This is a genomic window from Photorhabdus sp. S10-54, from assembly GCF_963878145.1.
GTDB lineage: Bacteria > Pseudomonadota > Gammaproteobacteria > Enterobacterales > Enterobacteriaceae > Photorhabdus > Photorhabdus kayaii.
In genome coordinates this window covers 15,742-29,496 of record NZ_CAWNXG010000018.1, presented here as the reverse complement: position 1 = coordinate 29,496, position 13,755 = coordinate 15,742, and the positions used below count along the sequence as shown (strand labels likewise).

Annotated in this window: 12 protein-coding genes and 2 pseudogenes; 9 read left to right on the top strand and 5 right to left on the bottom strand. The window is 42.1% G+C overall.

From position 1 onward, the window contains the following. Positions 1-423: 423 nt before the first annotated feature. The 6 genes and pseudogenes from AACQ83_RS11915 to AACQ83_RS11890 all read left to right on the top strand — a co-directional run. Positions 424-1,557: a Gfo/Idh/MocA family protein gene (locus tag AACQ83_RS11915; protein WP_112877876.1), complete on the top strand. Its 1,134-nt coding sequence runs from the start codon at positions 424-426 to the stop codon at positions 1,555-1,557. Between the two features lie 75 nt (positions 1,558-1,632). Then, positions 1,633-3,537: a bifunctional 5-dehydro-2-deoxygluconokinase/5-dehydro-2-deoxyphosphogluconate aldolase gene (locus AACQ83_RS11910; protein WP_112877875.1), complete on the top strand. Its 1,905-nt coding sequence runs from the start codon at positions 1,633-1,635 to the stop codon at positions 3,535-3,537. A gap of 40 nt (positions 3,538-3,577) precedes the next feature. After that, positions 3,578-4,468, top strand: a complete 891-nt coding sequence (iolE, locus tag AACQ83_RS11905; protein WP_112877874.1) for a myo-inosose-2 dehydratase — start codon at positions 3,578-3,580, stop codon at positions 4,466-4,468. Positions 4,469-4,513: 45 nt separating this feature from the next. Beyond that, entirely contained in the window at positions 4,514-5,341 is an 828-nt protein-coding gene (iolB, locus tag AACQ83_RS11900) for a 5-deoxy-glucuronate isomerase (RefSeq protein WP_112877873.1), read from the top strand. A gap of 178 nt (positions 5,342-5,519) precedes the next feature. Then, a pseudogene (locus AACQ83_RS11895) lies at positions 5,520-6,100 on the top strand (IS5 family transposase); the annotation flags it as partial. A gap of 125 nt (positions 6,101-6,225) precedes the next feature. After that, positions 6,226-6,429, top strand: a pseudogene (locus AACQ83_RS11890) (transposase); the annotation flags it as partial. Between the two features lie 150 nt (positions 6,430-6,579). Here AACQ83_RS11890 and AACQ83_RS11885 read toward each other — a convergent pair. Beyond that, complete coding sequence (locus AACQ83_RS11885) at positions 6,580-7,404, bottom strand: Myo-inositol-1-phosphate synthase (protein ID WP_240000784.1); 825 nt, start codon at positions 7,402-7,404, stop codon at positions 6,580-6,582. Positions 7,405-7,586: 182 nt separating this feature from the next. Here AACQ83_RS11885 and AACQ83_RS11880 point away from each other — a divergent pair, with 182 nt between their 5' ends. The 3 genes from AACQ83_RS11880 (at position 7,587) to AACQ83_RS11870 (ending at position 9,429) form a co-directional block, all read left to right on the top strand. Beyond that, entirely contained in the window at positions 7,587-7,868 is a 282-nt protein-coding gene (locus AACQ83_RS11880) for a CopG family ribbon-helix-helix protein (protein ID WP_370446061.1), read from the top strand. Then, positions 7,868-8,143: a type II toxin-antitoxin system RelE/ParE family toxin gene (locus AACQ83_RS11875; RefSeq protein WP_112877870.1), complete on the top strand. Its 276-nt coding sequence runs from the start codon at positions 7,868-7,870 to the stop codon at positions 8,141-8,143. Before AACQ83_RS11880 ends, AACQ83_RS11875 begins: the two co-directional genes overlap by 1 nt. A gap of 488 nt (positions 8,144-8,631) precedes the next feature. Continuing rightward, positions 8,632-9,429, top strand: a complete 798-nt coding sequence (locus tag AACQ83_RS11870) for a PhzF family phenazine biosynthesis protein (RefSeq protein WP_192881016.1) — start codon at positions 8,632-8,634, stop codon at positions 9,427-9,429. Positions 9,430-9,722: 293 nt separating this feature from the next. Here AACQ83_RS11870 and cas6f read toward each other — a convergent pair whose 3' ends face one another. Genes cas6f through csy1 form a run of 4 tightly spaced genes read right to left on the bottom strand, consistent with a single transcriptional unit; the run spans position 9,723 to position 13,644 of the window. After that, positions 9,723-10,277, bottom strand: coding sequence for a type I-F CRISPR-associated endoribonuclease Cas6/Csy4 (gene cas6f, locus AACQ83_RS11865; RefSeq protein WP_112877868.1), 555 nt, complete (start codon positions 10,275-10,277; stop codon positions 9,723-9,725). Positions 10,278-10,286: 9 nt separating this feature from the next. Next, positions 10,287-11,297, bottom strand: coding sequence for a type I-F CRISPR-associated protein Csy3 (gene csy3 / locus AACQ83_RS11860; protein WP_112877867.1), 1,011 nt, complete (start codon positions 11,295-11,297; stop codon positions 10,287-10,289). Between the two features lie 23 nt (positions 11,298-11,320). Beyond that, positions 11,321-12,289 (bottom strand): type I-F CRISPR-associated protein Csy2, encoded by a 969-nt coding sequence (csy2, locus tag AACQ83_RS11855; protein ID WP_112877866.1) that lies wholly within the window; start codon positions 12,287-12,289, stop codon positions 11,321-11,323. Continuing rightward, positions 12,286-13,644 (bottom strand): type I-F CRISPR-associated protein Csy1, encoded by a 1,359-nt coding sequence (csy1, locus tag AACQ83_RS11850; RefSeq protein WP_112877865.1) that lies wholly within the window; start codon positions 13,642-13,644, stop codon positions 12,286-12,288. The genes csy2 and csy1 overlap by 4 nt, the downstream gene beginning before the upstream one ends. Positions 13,645-13,755: the final 111 nt, after the last annotated feature.

Here is a 13,755-nt window from a genome sequence, read left to right as displayed (position 1 = left end):
ACACACGCTCCATATATACCCGTCATCTTTCAAGTTGCCTCTTTGTTGGCGGCACTCACTCACCCCGGTCACATCGTTATCTATGCTCCCGGGGATTCGCTCCCTTGCCGCCGCGATGCATCTTGAAATCCATAGGGTATATACCAAGCCATAAATAAAATAAAAATTCTAATATTCTATTTTTTCTGTTCTTATCACTGAATGGCACCTAACTCATTATAAAATTAACCCCATATAACAATGAATTACATAAAAAACCCTTATCAGATCACAACTTGAAATCAATATTTTTATTTAAGTTGAAAATGAAATAAATGTTTCCTATAACAGGTGTATGACAGCAACCAAGGCTAACTGGCAAACACTAAAGAATTGACTGCAACAACAAACGACCTATCCGCTTCTATTCGGAGAAACAGCTATATGGAAGAGATTCGTATCGGCCTAATCGGTACTGGTTACATCGGACGCACACATGCCATTGCTTACGCACAAGCACCTACGGTTTTCCCTCTGGCAGGCAAACTAGTTTGTGAAATGGTAGCCGAAGTTTCTGCTGAACTCGCCGCAAAACGGTCTGAACAGTTAGGTTTCCGGCGCTTTACTGATAATTGGCGCAAATTAGTAGCAGACCCCGATATTCATGTTGTTGATATCTGCTCACCAAATTTTCTTCATAAAGAGATGGCTCTCGAAGCGATCAAACATGGCAAGCATGTTTATTGTGAAAAACCACTGGCACTAAACTCAACTGATGCAAAATTAATGGTCGAAGCCGCCAAAAAAGCCAGAGTGAAAACATTAGTCGGTTTTAACTATATGAAAAACCCTACCGCACAACTGGCTAAAGAGATCATTTCGAATGGTGAAATCGGTGAAGTCATTCACTTCTACGGCACTCATAACGAAGATTATATGGCTGATCCACTCATCCCTATTCACTGGCACTGCTTCAAAGATAAAGCTGGATTAGGTGCATTAGGCGATCTTGCTGCTCATATCATCAATATGGCGCAGTTCCTGGTTGGTGATATCCAAACTGTTTGCTCAGACATGGCAACTATCATCAAACAACGCCCGGAAAAAACCGGTTCTAACATTATGGTTGCGGTAGAAAACGAAGATCAAGCACATGCTATGGTGCGTTTCAACGGTGGAGCAATGGGTATTATTGAAACCTCCCGTATTGCCTGCGGCCGCAAAATGGGTTTGAGCTACACCATTACAGGAACAAAAGGTACTTTGAGCTTTACGCAAGAAAGAATGGCCGAACTAAAACTTTACCGTCACGATGAACCAGCAAACCGCCAAGGCTTTAAAACTATTCTTATTGGACCGGAACATCCTGACTATGCACCATTCTGTCTCGGTGCAGGTCACGGCATCGGCTTCAATGATCAAAAAACAGTGGAAATCAGAGACTTGATCAATGGTATCGCCAGCAATAAAGAGATATGGCCAGATTTCACCGAAGGTTGGAAAGTCTCACGTATTCTGGATGCCATTGCTCATTCTTATCAAGAACAACGTTGGGTGAATGTCACTGAAATTAATTAATTATTTTTATCAATCTTCCACTGTCGGAGCTCATCATAGCAACACTTGATGTTGTACTTAATAAGGAATTGTTCAATGGAGCAGCAAAAAAAATTTGATGTCATCTGCATGGGACGAATCGCCGTTGACCTTTACGGCCAACAAATCGGAGCACGTCTGGAAGACATGGGAAGTTTTGCAAAATATCTTGGGGGTTCTTCCGGTAATGTCGCCTATGGTACCGCTCGTCAGGGGCTTAAATCTTCCATGCTAGCCAGAGTCGGTGATGAGCATATGGGACGTTTCCTTAGGGAAGAGTTGCAAAGTGTTGGCTGTGATACCAGCCATCTAACCACGGATAAAGAACGCCTTACGGCACTGGTGCTGCTAGGAATCAAAGATAAGACCACTTTCCCCTTGATCTTCTATCGTGATAACTGCGCCGATATGGCAATTACCCGTGATGATTTCAGTGAAGAATACATTGCATCCGCTCGTTGTCTGGCTATCACCGGAACACATCTTTCTCATCCTAACACTCGCGATGCGGTGCTGACGGCCCTCAACTACGCCCGCCGTAACCGTGTGAAAACGGTCATAGATATTGATTATCGCCCGGTACTTTGGGGGTTAACTTCTCTGGGAGATGGTGAAACACGTTATATCGCATCGGAGCAGGTGACAGCTCAGCTACAGGAAGTGTTATCACTATTTGACCTCATTGTTGGCACAGAAGAAGAGTTCCATATTGCCGGTGGTTCCACAGATACTATCGAAGCACTACACAACATTCGTAAACTCACGTCCGCTGCATTAGTTTGCAAACGGGGATCACTGGGATGCTCTGTTTTTACCGCTGAAATTCCTAATGATCTGAATGATAGCATTACCATACAGGGCGTTTCTGTCGATGTGCTTAACGTTCTCGGCGCCGGGGATGCTTTTATGTCCGGCCTGTTACGCGGCTATCTAAATAACGAAGGTTGGGAAAAAGCCTGTACCTACGCTAATGCTTGTGGCGCATTAGTTGTTTCTCGTCATGGCTGCGCGCCAGCAATGCCAGATAAAACAGAGCTTGATAACTATTTATCACGCGCCAATCAAATACTACGCCCTGATTTGGATGAAACACTTAATCACCTTCACCGTATCAGCGCCCGTAAAAATCAATGGGACGAACTGTGCGTAATGGCATTTGATCATCGTATTCAATTTATTGAATTAGCCCGACAAGCAAATGCCAGTATCAAGCGTATTTCATCATTAAAACAACTTCTATTGCGCGCCAGCCAAGAAGTTGCCACAGAAGCAGGGTTACAAGGAAAAATAGGCCTGTTATGTGACAGCACTTTTGGTCAGGATGTTTTAAACGAAATTACCGGTCAAGGTTGGTGGATAGGCCGCCCAATTGAGCTACCCGGCTCTCGCCCGCTTTGTCTGGAACATGGCAACATAGGTTCCCAACTTATTGACTGGCCACTGGAACACATCGTCAAATGCCTGGTGTTTTTCCATCCAGAAGACGCTCACCCACTCCGTCTGGAACAAGAGAAAAAAGTTCGGGAAATTTATGCCGCATGCTGTAAATCTGGTCACGAACTTTTACTGGAAGTGATTCTACCTGCGGAAATGAAACACTCAGATGAATTCTATATTCGCGCGCTTAGACGATTTTATAACCTTGGCGTTAAACCGGATTGGTGGAAACTCCCACCTCTCAGTTCTGAAAGTTGGGACAACATTGACTATCTCATCGAGCAGAGAGACCCCTATTGCCGTGGCGTCGTTATTCTTGGCCTTGATGCTCCACAAGAAGAGCTGGAAATGGGCTTTAATGCCGCAGCCGGCAAATCCATCGTCAAAGGTTTTGCTGTCGGAAGAACCCTATTTGGTCAACCATCCCTAAAATGGCTAAAAAATGAGATTGATGATAACCGTTTGATCCAGAAAATAAAAACCAACTATCACAACCTGATTAGCTTATGGCGTCAGCGCGGATAGCAACATAATAAAATTATTTTATTCAACTAGGAGCACCATCATGGCTGTTCAACTTGGTATCAACCCTCTGACTTGGACTAATGATGACTTACCCACCCTCGGCGCAGATACGCCACTGGAAACCTGCTTAACAGAAGGCCGCCAGGCAGGTTTTACCGGTTTTGAATTGGGCAACAAATTCCCTCGTCAGGCCAACATATTGGGCCCCATTCTTGCCGCCCACGATCTCATGCTGGTATCTGGCTGGTACTCTGGCAAATTACTCACCCGTTCAGTGGCGGAAGAGATTAAAGCGGTACAATCTCACCTGACCCTGCTACGCGAGCTGGGGGCTAATGTCATGGTATTTGCGGAAGTGACAAACTGCATTCATGGCGATCAAAACAAGCCAGTCCATCTTCGCCCTCAATTTCCAGCTAACCGCTGGCAAGAATACGGTGAAAAATTAACTGAATTTGCCCGCTACACCCAAGAACAAGGTGTTCAAATTGCTTATCACCACCATATGGGAACGGTTATTGAAACTGAGGAAGATATTAATCATCTGATGGAAAATACCAGTGATGAAGTTGGATTATTGCTGGATACCGGCCATTTAACCTTTACTGGCGCTGATCCACTGGCTATCGCAGAACGCTGGGCAAAACGCATTAATCATGTTCACTGTAAAGACATCCGTCCTGATGTACTCAACGATATAAAAAACCGTAAAACCAGCTTCCTTGATGCAGTCCTGAGTGGTGTATTCACAGTACCGGGAGATGGTTGCGTTGATTATCCGGCAATTTTTCAAGTGTTGAAAAAACAAAATTATAAAGGCTGGCTGGTAGTTGAAGCAGAACAAGATCCTGCTATTGCCCATCCACTCACCTACGCAACAATGGGTTATAACAATTTACATCAACTAGCTAGAGATGCAGGATTACTTTAATAGTCGCCGTTCGATTTATACAAAAGCAATGCTGAGGTAGGTAATATGTCCAAATTATTATCAAAATATCATGCACCGGATCAGAATAGACGAACTCAACATATCACACCAGAATCTGCCAATTGGAAGTATGTCCATTTTGATGTTTATGAGTTGGCCTTGGGTGAAAAAATCACTTTACCCGCATCAAAAAATGAAACCTGTCTGGTTTTGGTGGCGGGAAAAGCCACAGTAACGACGACACATCAACGATTTGAGCATATTGGCGATCGCATGCAGCCATTTGAACGCAAAAAACCTTATGCCGTTTACATCACTGCGGGGGAATCTGTTGAAATCATTGCCGATACCGCTCTCGAACTCGCGGTATGCCAGGCACCGGGTAAAGGAAGTTACCCGACTCGCCTGATTACGCCACAGGATATTGGTGCAGAACAACGTGGAAATGGCTACAACCAGCGCTATGTTCACAACATTCTACCGGATAACAAACCTGCTGATAGCTTGTTGGTGGTTGAAGTCTTTACCGATGAAGGCTGTACCAGTTCCTACCCTAGCCATAAACACGATACCGACAATGCGCCACAGGAAACCTATTTGGAAGAAACCTATTACCATCGTTTGAACCCATCTCAAGGATTCTGCATGCAACGCGTCTATACCGATGACCGCACACTAGATGAATCAATGGCTGTTTACAACAAAGATGTGGTCATGGTCCCCAAAGGCTATCACCCAGTAGCAACCATTGCCGGTTACAACAACTATTATCTCAACGTAATGGCCGGACCAACCCGTAAGTGGTTATTTACCTGGGAAAAAGACCATCAATGGGTTAATAGTGAAACATATGCTCAAAAGCATAAGAATTGATGCTCATCAGGTAGAAAATAGACTTCTTTATTTTAATTTTAGCGCACTCAATCGAGTGCGCCGCTGCCTGTGCTGTGCGGCAGTGAACAGCGTTATGTCGTGAATATACTAGGCTGTGTCCCGCAATAGATTGAGATAGGATAATCAATCTGGCTCTGACTTTCGGACAAAACATGTTATGGCTCGTTACGACCTTCCTGATGAAGCATGGGCGTTACTGCTCCCCTTATTGCCCCCTGAACATTCTCAACGGCCAGGACACCCTTATGTTGAACACCGCCGGGTTATCAACGGCCTGTTTTGGGTGCTATGTTCCGGCACCCCCTGGCGGGATTTACCCGAACGTTATGGTTCCTGGAAGACCGTCTATAACCGCTTTAATCGGTGGTCAAAATCAGGAATAATTAATCTCATTTTCAATAAGTTATTGTCAATACTGGATGAGGTACATTGTGCGGCTGGCGCCCAAAAAAACATCCCGATATCACCGGAGACCATGGCCTGGGTCGCTCTCAGGGGGGTTATGGTTCCAAAATCCATCTGGCGGTCGATGGAAAAGGACACCCACTGAATGTGGTACTCAGTGCCAGTCAATGTCACGAAAGTCAATATGCAATACGCCTGCTGGATGGTCTGGGTATTCAGCGTAAAAACGGTTTTATGAAACGGCGTTCAAAAGCGGTGATTGCTGATAAAGGTTACGCCAGCCACTCATTACGCAACCGGTTAAAACGTCAGGGAATAAAAGTGATAATTCCCTATATACCCTATGGATTTCAAGTTGCATCGCGACGGCAAGGGAGCAAATCCCCGGGAGCATAGATAACGATGTGACCGGGGTGAGTGAGTGCCGCCAACAAAGAGGCAACTTGAAAGATAACGGGTATAAATCAAACGAAAAAGCCCGAACAGATGGACGGGTTAAATTCGACCATGAAACCTATCGAAGAAGAAATGTTGTAGAAAGAGGTTTTGGTCGACTCAAAGAGTATCGTCGCATTGGCACACGTTATGAAAAAACCGCAAGAAACTATATAGCTATGGTGAAATTAGGTTGTATCCGTTTATTTCTTAAGACGATTATTTAATTGAGGGACACAGCCTAGAACTATTATTTTCCTATCTTTTAGATGACCCTGAACCCCAAACTACTTCGTGGCAAGATATTGAGAAAGTGAAGGATTAGGCGGTGGAGATTGGTCCAGAAAGGCAAAGTCTGGCAAAAATTGTAGACTCCGTTAAGAATCACCACTACGAGATGCTGAAGCATAAACATAAATTACCTCGAACTTAATCAGGGAATCCTCGGGAACACCCACTCCGGAAATTTCATTTTGACTTCTAATAACGTTCTCTTTCGAAATTTTTTTGGATGCTAATCTTTCTTGAACCATCATATTATTGAAATCAGTGTTTCCGCCAATACTAATTTGCTGGCGATAGTCAACAGTTAGACTTCTTGAATGTGCTAATTCCTGGTATACTTGCGACAAGATTGAAGCACCTAAATGACTCTTCACATCATCACCTATGATAGGGATGCCTTTATCGTAGAATTTTCTATCCCACTCAAGATCAGACGCTATGAACACTGGAATACAATTAAGCAAAGAAACACCAGATTCCAGACAACATTCAGCAAGGTACTCGGTAGCCTTTTGAGAGCCAACAGGTAAATAGTTTATCAATATATCTATTTCGTTTTCTTTAAGGCTAGAAGCCAAGTCAATTGGTTTTTGATCACTCGATACACGAAACCCGCGATCTTCAGGTTGATTGCTCATATACGAAGATACACCATCAAAAACTTCAATTTTCTCGACAATCAGACCTTCTGGCAAATCAGTACAGAATACCCTTGCACAATTAGGTTTTGCAAAAATTGCTTTTGATATTGGTAAACCAACTTTCCTACAATCAACATTATATGCAGTTTTCACATTGATATCTTTGATTGAAATACCTAGATCATTAATTATTGGATCGCTATCTAAGTGAAAATAAATCCCTTGATAGTGAGACGAACAGCAATTTCCAACACCAGCAATAGCAACGTTAATCATATTAAGAATCCTTTTCATTCGTGTTTTTTGAAATTATTAAATCATTTAATTTAAATATATTCTCTTCTTTTATAAGCCAATCTGTCATTTCATTACTATAGTTCAATTTGACACTCTTGACCAAATCAAAGCCAATCACTATGATTAACTTTGATTAAAATAAAACAAGAGGAGTCATTAGAATGAAGAGTAGCATGACACAAGCAGCAACCAAGGTACTGACCGCACACGTGCCACTCCCGATGGCTGACAAAGTTGACCAGATGGCAGCCCGACTTGAACGCTCACGTGGCTGGATCATGAAACAGGCTCTTTCCGCATGGATCGCCCAAGAAGAGGAACGTGATCGTCTGACCCAAGAAGCGTTGGCAGACGTGGATACCGGTCGAGTTATCGATCACCAGGCGGTGCAGGCTTGGGCTGACAGCCTCGGTACCGACCATCAACTGCCGATGCCGCGTTGATGGAGCTTAAGTGGACCACTAAGGCGCTGTCAGATTTGGCGCGTTTGTATGAATTTCTGGCTCTGGCTAATAAGCCAGCTGCCGCTCGGGCGGTACAGTCGCTGACCCAGGCACCGACGATTTTGCTAACTAATCCGCGTATTGGAGAGCAACTATTTCAGTTCGAGCCACGCGAGGTAAGGCGTATTTTGGTTGGCGAGTACGAGGTACGTTACGAAATTCTTGATTCGATGATCTACGTGCTGCGGTTGTGGCATACCCGAGAAGACCGTTGAGATGCAACGTCGCCAGCCACGAGCTGCCTGTGCGGCAGTGAACTGTTAGATACTAACTTTAATTTGCTGATTATTAAAGAGTAAATTGACAAAAACTAAGAAAACCTTTTTTATAAGCAAAAGCTAATCCCTTAAATAAATCAACAAGTTATAATTAGTTGCTAAAAAAGGGTCAAAAAAAGCTGGCTGTATATGGTTAACATAATGATATTCAACGCTTCAATAAACTTACTAAATAACTTAAAGCTGCATAGCTCATTCCCCTTTCTATTACATATATACCCGTTATCTTTCAAGTTGCCTCTTTGTTGGCTGCACTCGCTCACCCCGGTCACATAGTTTTCTATGCTCCCAGGGATTCACTCCCTTGCCGTCGCGATGCATCTTGAAATCCATAGGGTATAGTTGCTATAAACTAGCGCGAGTAGTTTTTGAATAAGAATATCAATCCCCCTTTTCATAGCTAAATCTGTTTAAGAGAGATGCAAATGACTTTATTACCCATTTATCATGTTGATGCATTCACAGATCACCCATTTTCTGGCAATCCAGCCGCCGTTGTTATATTAGATAATTGGCTTCCTGATGAAACTCTATTATCTATTGCTACGGAAATAAATCTCTCCGAAACTGCTTTTCTTGTCGGTAACCATTTACGTTGGTTTACACCCAAAGTTGAAGTAGATTTGTGTGGACATGCAACATTAGCGACAGCTTTCGTAATGGTTGAATATTTATCCGTTACTGATAATCCCATCGTATTTCAAACTCACTCCGGTGATATTGCCGTTTATCATGACAACGATACTTATACACTTGATTTACCCAAAGCTACTTACAAAAAAGAGTCTTCTCTGCAAGAAAATATTGAAAATGCATTGGGCCAGAAAATATCCGAGCTTTTTGTCTCCCATAATCGTTACATTTGTTTACTTGGAACCGCAGAACAGGTCCTAAATACAAAACCTAATTTTGACAAACTAGCGGCTTTACCTTTACCGGGAATTGTCATAACAGCACATGGTGAACAACAGATTGACTTTGTTTCCCGATATTTTGCACCCGCCAAAGGCGTGCCAGAAGATCCAGTCACAGGATCATCACATTGTGTATTGGCCCCATTTTGGGGCGACCGTTTAAATAAACAGAGATTGTATGCACGCCAATTGTCAAAACGTAGTGGAGACATTATGTGTGAATTGCATGGAGATCGGATACATTTATTAGGAAAAGCTACATTATTTTCCTACGGGCACATCGTCCTCAATCCCCTAAATATTTCTTAAGATAAACACGTCAATAGGTATTATTAATACAAAATCCAAGGGAAAAAAGAGTTCTGCCATTAAAGCAAAACTCTTTTATTCTTGCTGCCTGTACGGCAGTGAACGTGCACGCTGAGTTAATGTTGCAATATGCACATTTCTAAGCTACCTGTGCGGCAGTGAACTGTTAGATACTAACTTTAATTTGCTGATTATTAAAGAACATAATGATAAAAAGCAGAAAAACCCTTTTTATTAGCAGCGGCCAATCCCTTAATAAAATCAATAAGTTATAATTAGCCGCTAAAAAAGGGTCAAAACCAAGGAATGGTAGCTGATGAACTTAATCCATAAGAACTGAAAACGCCTGACGTTGGTTTGTCTTCTATGGGCCCTTGTTCGACAAACAACAGAAAGCTTTGACCTGATGACAAACTTTTAAGACTCAGAAACGGTAAATGAGAACGTTGCTCTTTGCTGATTGGAATACGCTGCCGAGCTTGTTCCTCCGTTAACCATCCCTTTTTAATAGCGCGACGACGAAGCCGTTCCGCGCTACTTTTAACCTGTACTCGACTGACACAACGGTACTTAGTTTCTTGAGGAATTGGCTGGCTATCAATCACCTCAGTATAATCCCTGAGTCCTTTTAACCAAGGTAATGTTTGTAAATCATTCAGCGTTTCACTTGAGCCATGAATTCTCAGCGTGTTCCCCAACGTTTTCCCCGCTCGGGGAAAACTGACACCAACCTGTCCATTTCCTAACTGCCCCAAAGCCCGATGCAGTTTAGCAAACAGCGCCGCCATAAGATCTTGCTGACTGAATTCAAGATCAGGAAGAACGCGGATTTCAAAGTAATAATCCATCTGATCCCCTTATTCACCTTTTTCACCGAAAACACCGCCACGAATTAACGTCGCCATAACATAGTGTTGTTGCTCTACTTCTGGTACTTTTCCTTTAACGACCCAGTTATCTAACAAAGTATAAAAATCCATTTTTACTTTAGGTTGACGATAAGCCTTACCACGACTGGTGACAGAACCATAAGGTTCAACCGCTATTGGGCCAAGGCCCAACTCCGTAGCATCTGGATACCACGTGTCAATAGTTCGGAGCGCATTACCCACTTTTTGCGAATGCAATGCAGCAATTTCATTGACCTGATACAACACTTTGCTTTTTTTACTGTTACTATCGAGAATCAACTCTTGAGAAGGGAAAATTTCCTGCCCATGCCCCAAACGAACAAAAGCTTCAACGTTGAAAAATGTTGATCTATCGCCAGCCAATCCTTCCTCAATTTCAGCAGCAAGTTTAGCTAAATCACCTTCCACCTGACTGAATTCACGTAAGCTAAAATCTTCGCAATCAAACTCCCACCATTTGCCACTCTTACCACTTACGCGAACCTTAATTTCTTCTGCTCCAACTCGGTTACGCCATAAGAACCGTCCATTAGCCAGATTTTCTGCATAACGTGCTGCAAGCGTTTTGAAACCCTGTTCAGCAATATAACCGTTGATCACGTTTGCCAGTTCAGCTTGATAATCCTGGTCATTACATACTGATGGTGTTGAAAGATTGCCTAAAACCCGTAATGTGAAACTGACTTTTAGGGTATCAGTATCAAAAGGCAATGCGGCAACATCGACACGTTGCAGGTTTGCTTTTTGGATCTCTGCATCCAATTTAGCTGGATCGCTGGTTAAAGCGTTTTTCAAGCGGTTAGAAATCGTCCCCCGGACAGCTTTTTCCTGAATAGCGATAGGTTGCCATTCGCCGTCAATTTGTTTCCAATTTCCAGCAAACATAACAGCATCAGAATTAGAAAATTTACGTTCAAATGCCAGTACAGAGGCCGTTTTAATTGTTGATTTAGACATGTAGATATCCTTCTTTAAATTAATCAGTCGATTATTCTTACTTTCTTATTGGGTTTGGATTGACGGGAAATAGTCTGTTGATTACAACACCTGTAGACACCCTCTCCCTCTTGATAGTCATAACACCAGAGTAACTGGCGAATATCATCAATACGGTGTGGGCTTTTCCATTCACCTACTCCGTAAATTGCTTCTACAAAACAAAATGGAGTATTAGGATCACGGGTTTTATCTACTTTCCCGGCGGGATATAACGGTGATATTGTCTGATAACCTGTCATCAGAGGAACTAAATATCCAGAACCGGGTTTAGGAATATATTCCCAATAGGCAGAATCACCAATTTCAGGTTGCTTATCTTCACGAACAGGAATAGCCCGCATTTTTATCGTTGAAAAATCAAGCCAGGCATCAATCATTTCTATCTGAGAATTATTCTGTTTTAATTCTTCGTAGTGTTTAGCTAACAATTCAGAGCGATCTAACAAGATAAAACCCGGCAATAAACGACGCATTAACTTACGGGTTTCCCGTTCTTCCTGCGGAAAAGCAATAACATTAACTTTAGTAATTTCAGTAATAGTACCACCTGCTAGTCGCTGAGTTGGACATATTTCTAGTAAATATTGTTCCAAGTCGTTAGCCTCTGCATCACCAGCAATTTCACCAGAACATTCTACTAATAAAGAAACTATCATGTGCATACGACCTTCTTCATTAATCGTTGCCGTTTTTGCTTCTTTAGTTAACGGATTGCGAGTTAATGCAAAAACTTTATCTTTAATTGGATCGGACCGATATGCATGAAGTTGGTGGTTATGGCAAATTACACCACAATTTTCCAGTTTTAGATTATGGCTTTTTTGTAGCTTACGTGAGATAGCATGAGTAAATCCAAGAAAGTGAGTAATTGCTGGAAAACCATAGGTTAAGCCAGTAATAGCATTAGCATTCTCTACTCGAATATGATGTAAAATAATTAAATGGCTCATAACTGTACCTCTGGCAATTCATCCTCAAATTCACGTAGCCGCTCTTTAAACACAGAAGCCCACTCACGACGTTCAGATAACCCCATTTCTAACCGCTCATGTTTTAAATTCTGATTCAGCCAGTAACTAAAATCTGCGGCTATTTCTTTTTTCCAATCACCACCTTCGCGTTCAAATTTAAACGTTTCATCTTGCTGACAGCGATAAGGATCAAGCCAAAGCTGTTGAGCACGTTTTAACTCACAATCTTCATTAGCACTCCAGCCTTTAAGCTCAATCAAATTTTGTATGTCGACGACATAGTTAAACAAAATATCAATAATTTCATTAACATATTCCTGACGACATTGCCGGATCTCTAACGTGTTTTCATATTTTTGTACATTCAACAAATACCGTTGCATCTGCCAAATAGTGCTACGGACTAATGATACAAACTCACAGCCCAGATCAAAAATAGACCTGTGCTTCATAGGTGGTTTAGTTATATTTTTCCATTCAGGAGCTGAGCATGGTAAAAGATAAACTCGTCCACCCCGCATATTGTTAAGATAAGAGGTAATTTGTGGCTTAGTGCTACCAAAGTACTGCACAGCAGTATTAGGATAAATCATGATAGTTTCAGAACGCCAAGATTCTTCCTTTCTCGCTTTGTTAATTTCTTTAGATAATTCACCAAAGCGTGCTTCAGTAATACGCTGATGTATGGTATGCGCCAGAGATGAAGAAAATAGTGGGCCTAATAAGTGATATTTATCATAGCCGACAGGAAAATAAAGCTGTTTTGCTAGTCTATGTGAAGAAAGTCGTTTATCTGATAAAATTTGCCTAAACCCATTGACCCATAATTCAAGCTGCTGCTCATTTTTCGCCAGTTCAGCTAGTGCTGAATAGTCTGCCCGATTTATATTTGCCAGTAATGAATCACCTTCCCGATATTCTGTTAATAATAATTTCGCAATATCAAGAGCAGCCGCATTTCCCGCCGCATCTATGGCAGGTTTGTCTAAAGCTGCCGTGGTAAGATATTTAATATCTTTTTTTACATTTGTTTTTGATTGTACCGCGAAAATACTGCTACCTCTTGCATAAGTATGGGTAAATTTCAGAACATGTGTCACTAAGCGGATTTGATCTACTCGGCTAACCGCATCATCCAGCCAATTTCTAACTTCATAGTGCTCTTCCAATTCCTTACGCTGTTCAGCTAACTTTTGTTTAACTAGCGTAATATCCTCCATAGAGGTTAGTTTTGACAATTTTTTTTCAGCCTCTTTATCAAAAGCCTCCAGCTTTGATTGTTTACGGCTTTCAATATAATCGACAATAAATCGACTCAATCCATTTTCATTCATAGGCTCTTACCTACCTTATCAAAATGATTATCTGGTTGCCTGCTAAATTTAGCGCGAAAACATGATTTGGTACATCACCACCGACCAATAAATACTCCAGTCCTGCATTCA

What these genes read in the sequence shown, in the direction of transcription:
- AACQ83_RS11885 (WP_240000784.1), bottom strand. Translation starts at nt 7,404, where the DNA reads ATGATTAACGTTGCTATTGCTGGTGTTGGAAATTGCTGTTCGTCTCAC.
- csy1 (WP_112877865.1), bottom strand. Translation starts at nt 13,644, where the DNA reads ATGAATGAAAATGGATTGAGTCGATTTATTGTCGATTATATTGAAAGC.
- AACQ83_RS11910 (WP_112877875.1), top strand. Translation starts at nt 1,633, where the DNA reads ATGGAGCAGCAAAAAAAATTTGATGTCATCTGCATGGGACGAATCGCC.
- iolE (WP_112877874.1), top strand. Translation starts at nt 3,578, where the DNA reads ATGGCTGTTCAACTTGGTATCAACCCTCTGACTTGGACTAATGATGAC.
- csy2 (WP_112877866.1), bottom strand. Translation starts at nt 12,289, where the DNA reads ATGAGCCATTTAATTATTTTACATCATATTCGAGTAGAGAATGCTAAT.
- csy3 (WP_112877867.1), bottom strand. Translation starts at nt 11,297, where the DNA reads ATGTCTAAATCAACAATTAAAACGGCCTCTGTACTGGCATTTGAACGT.
- AACQ83_RS11875 (WP_112877870.1), top strand. Translation starts at nt 7,868, where the DNA reads ATGGAGCTTAAGTGGACCACTAAGGCGCTGTCAGATTTGGCGCGTTTG.
- AACQ83_RS11880 (WP_370446061.1), top strand. Translation starts at nt 7,587, where the DNA reads ATGAAGAGTAGCATGACACAAGCAGCAACCAAGGTACTGACCGCACAC.
- AACQ83_RS11915 (WP_112877876.1), top strand. Translation starts at nt 424, where the DNA reads ATGGAAGAGATTCGTATCGGCCTAATCGGTACTGGTTACATCGGACGC.
- cas6f (WP_112877868.1), bottom strand. Translation starts at nt 10,277, where the DNA reads ATGGATTATTACTTTGAAATCCGCGTTCTTCCTGATCTTGAATTCAGT.
- AACQ83_RS11870 (WP_192881016.1), top strand. Translation starts at nt 8,632, where the DNA reads ATGACTTTATTACCCATTTATCATGTTGATGCATTCACAGATCACCCA.
- iolB (WP_112877873.1), top strand. Translation starts at nt 4,514, where the DNA reads ATGTCCAAATTATTATCAAAATATCATGCACCGGATCAGAATAGACGA.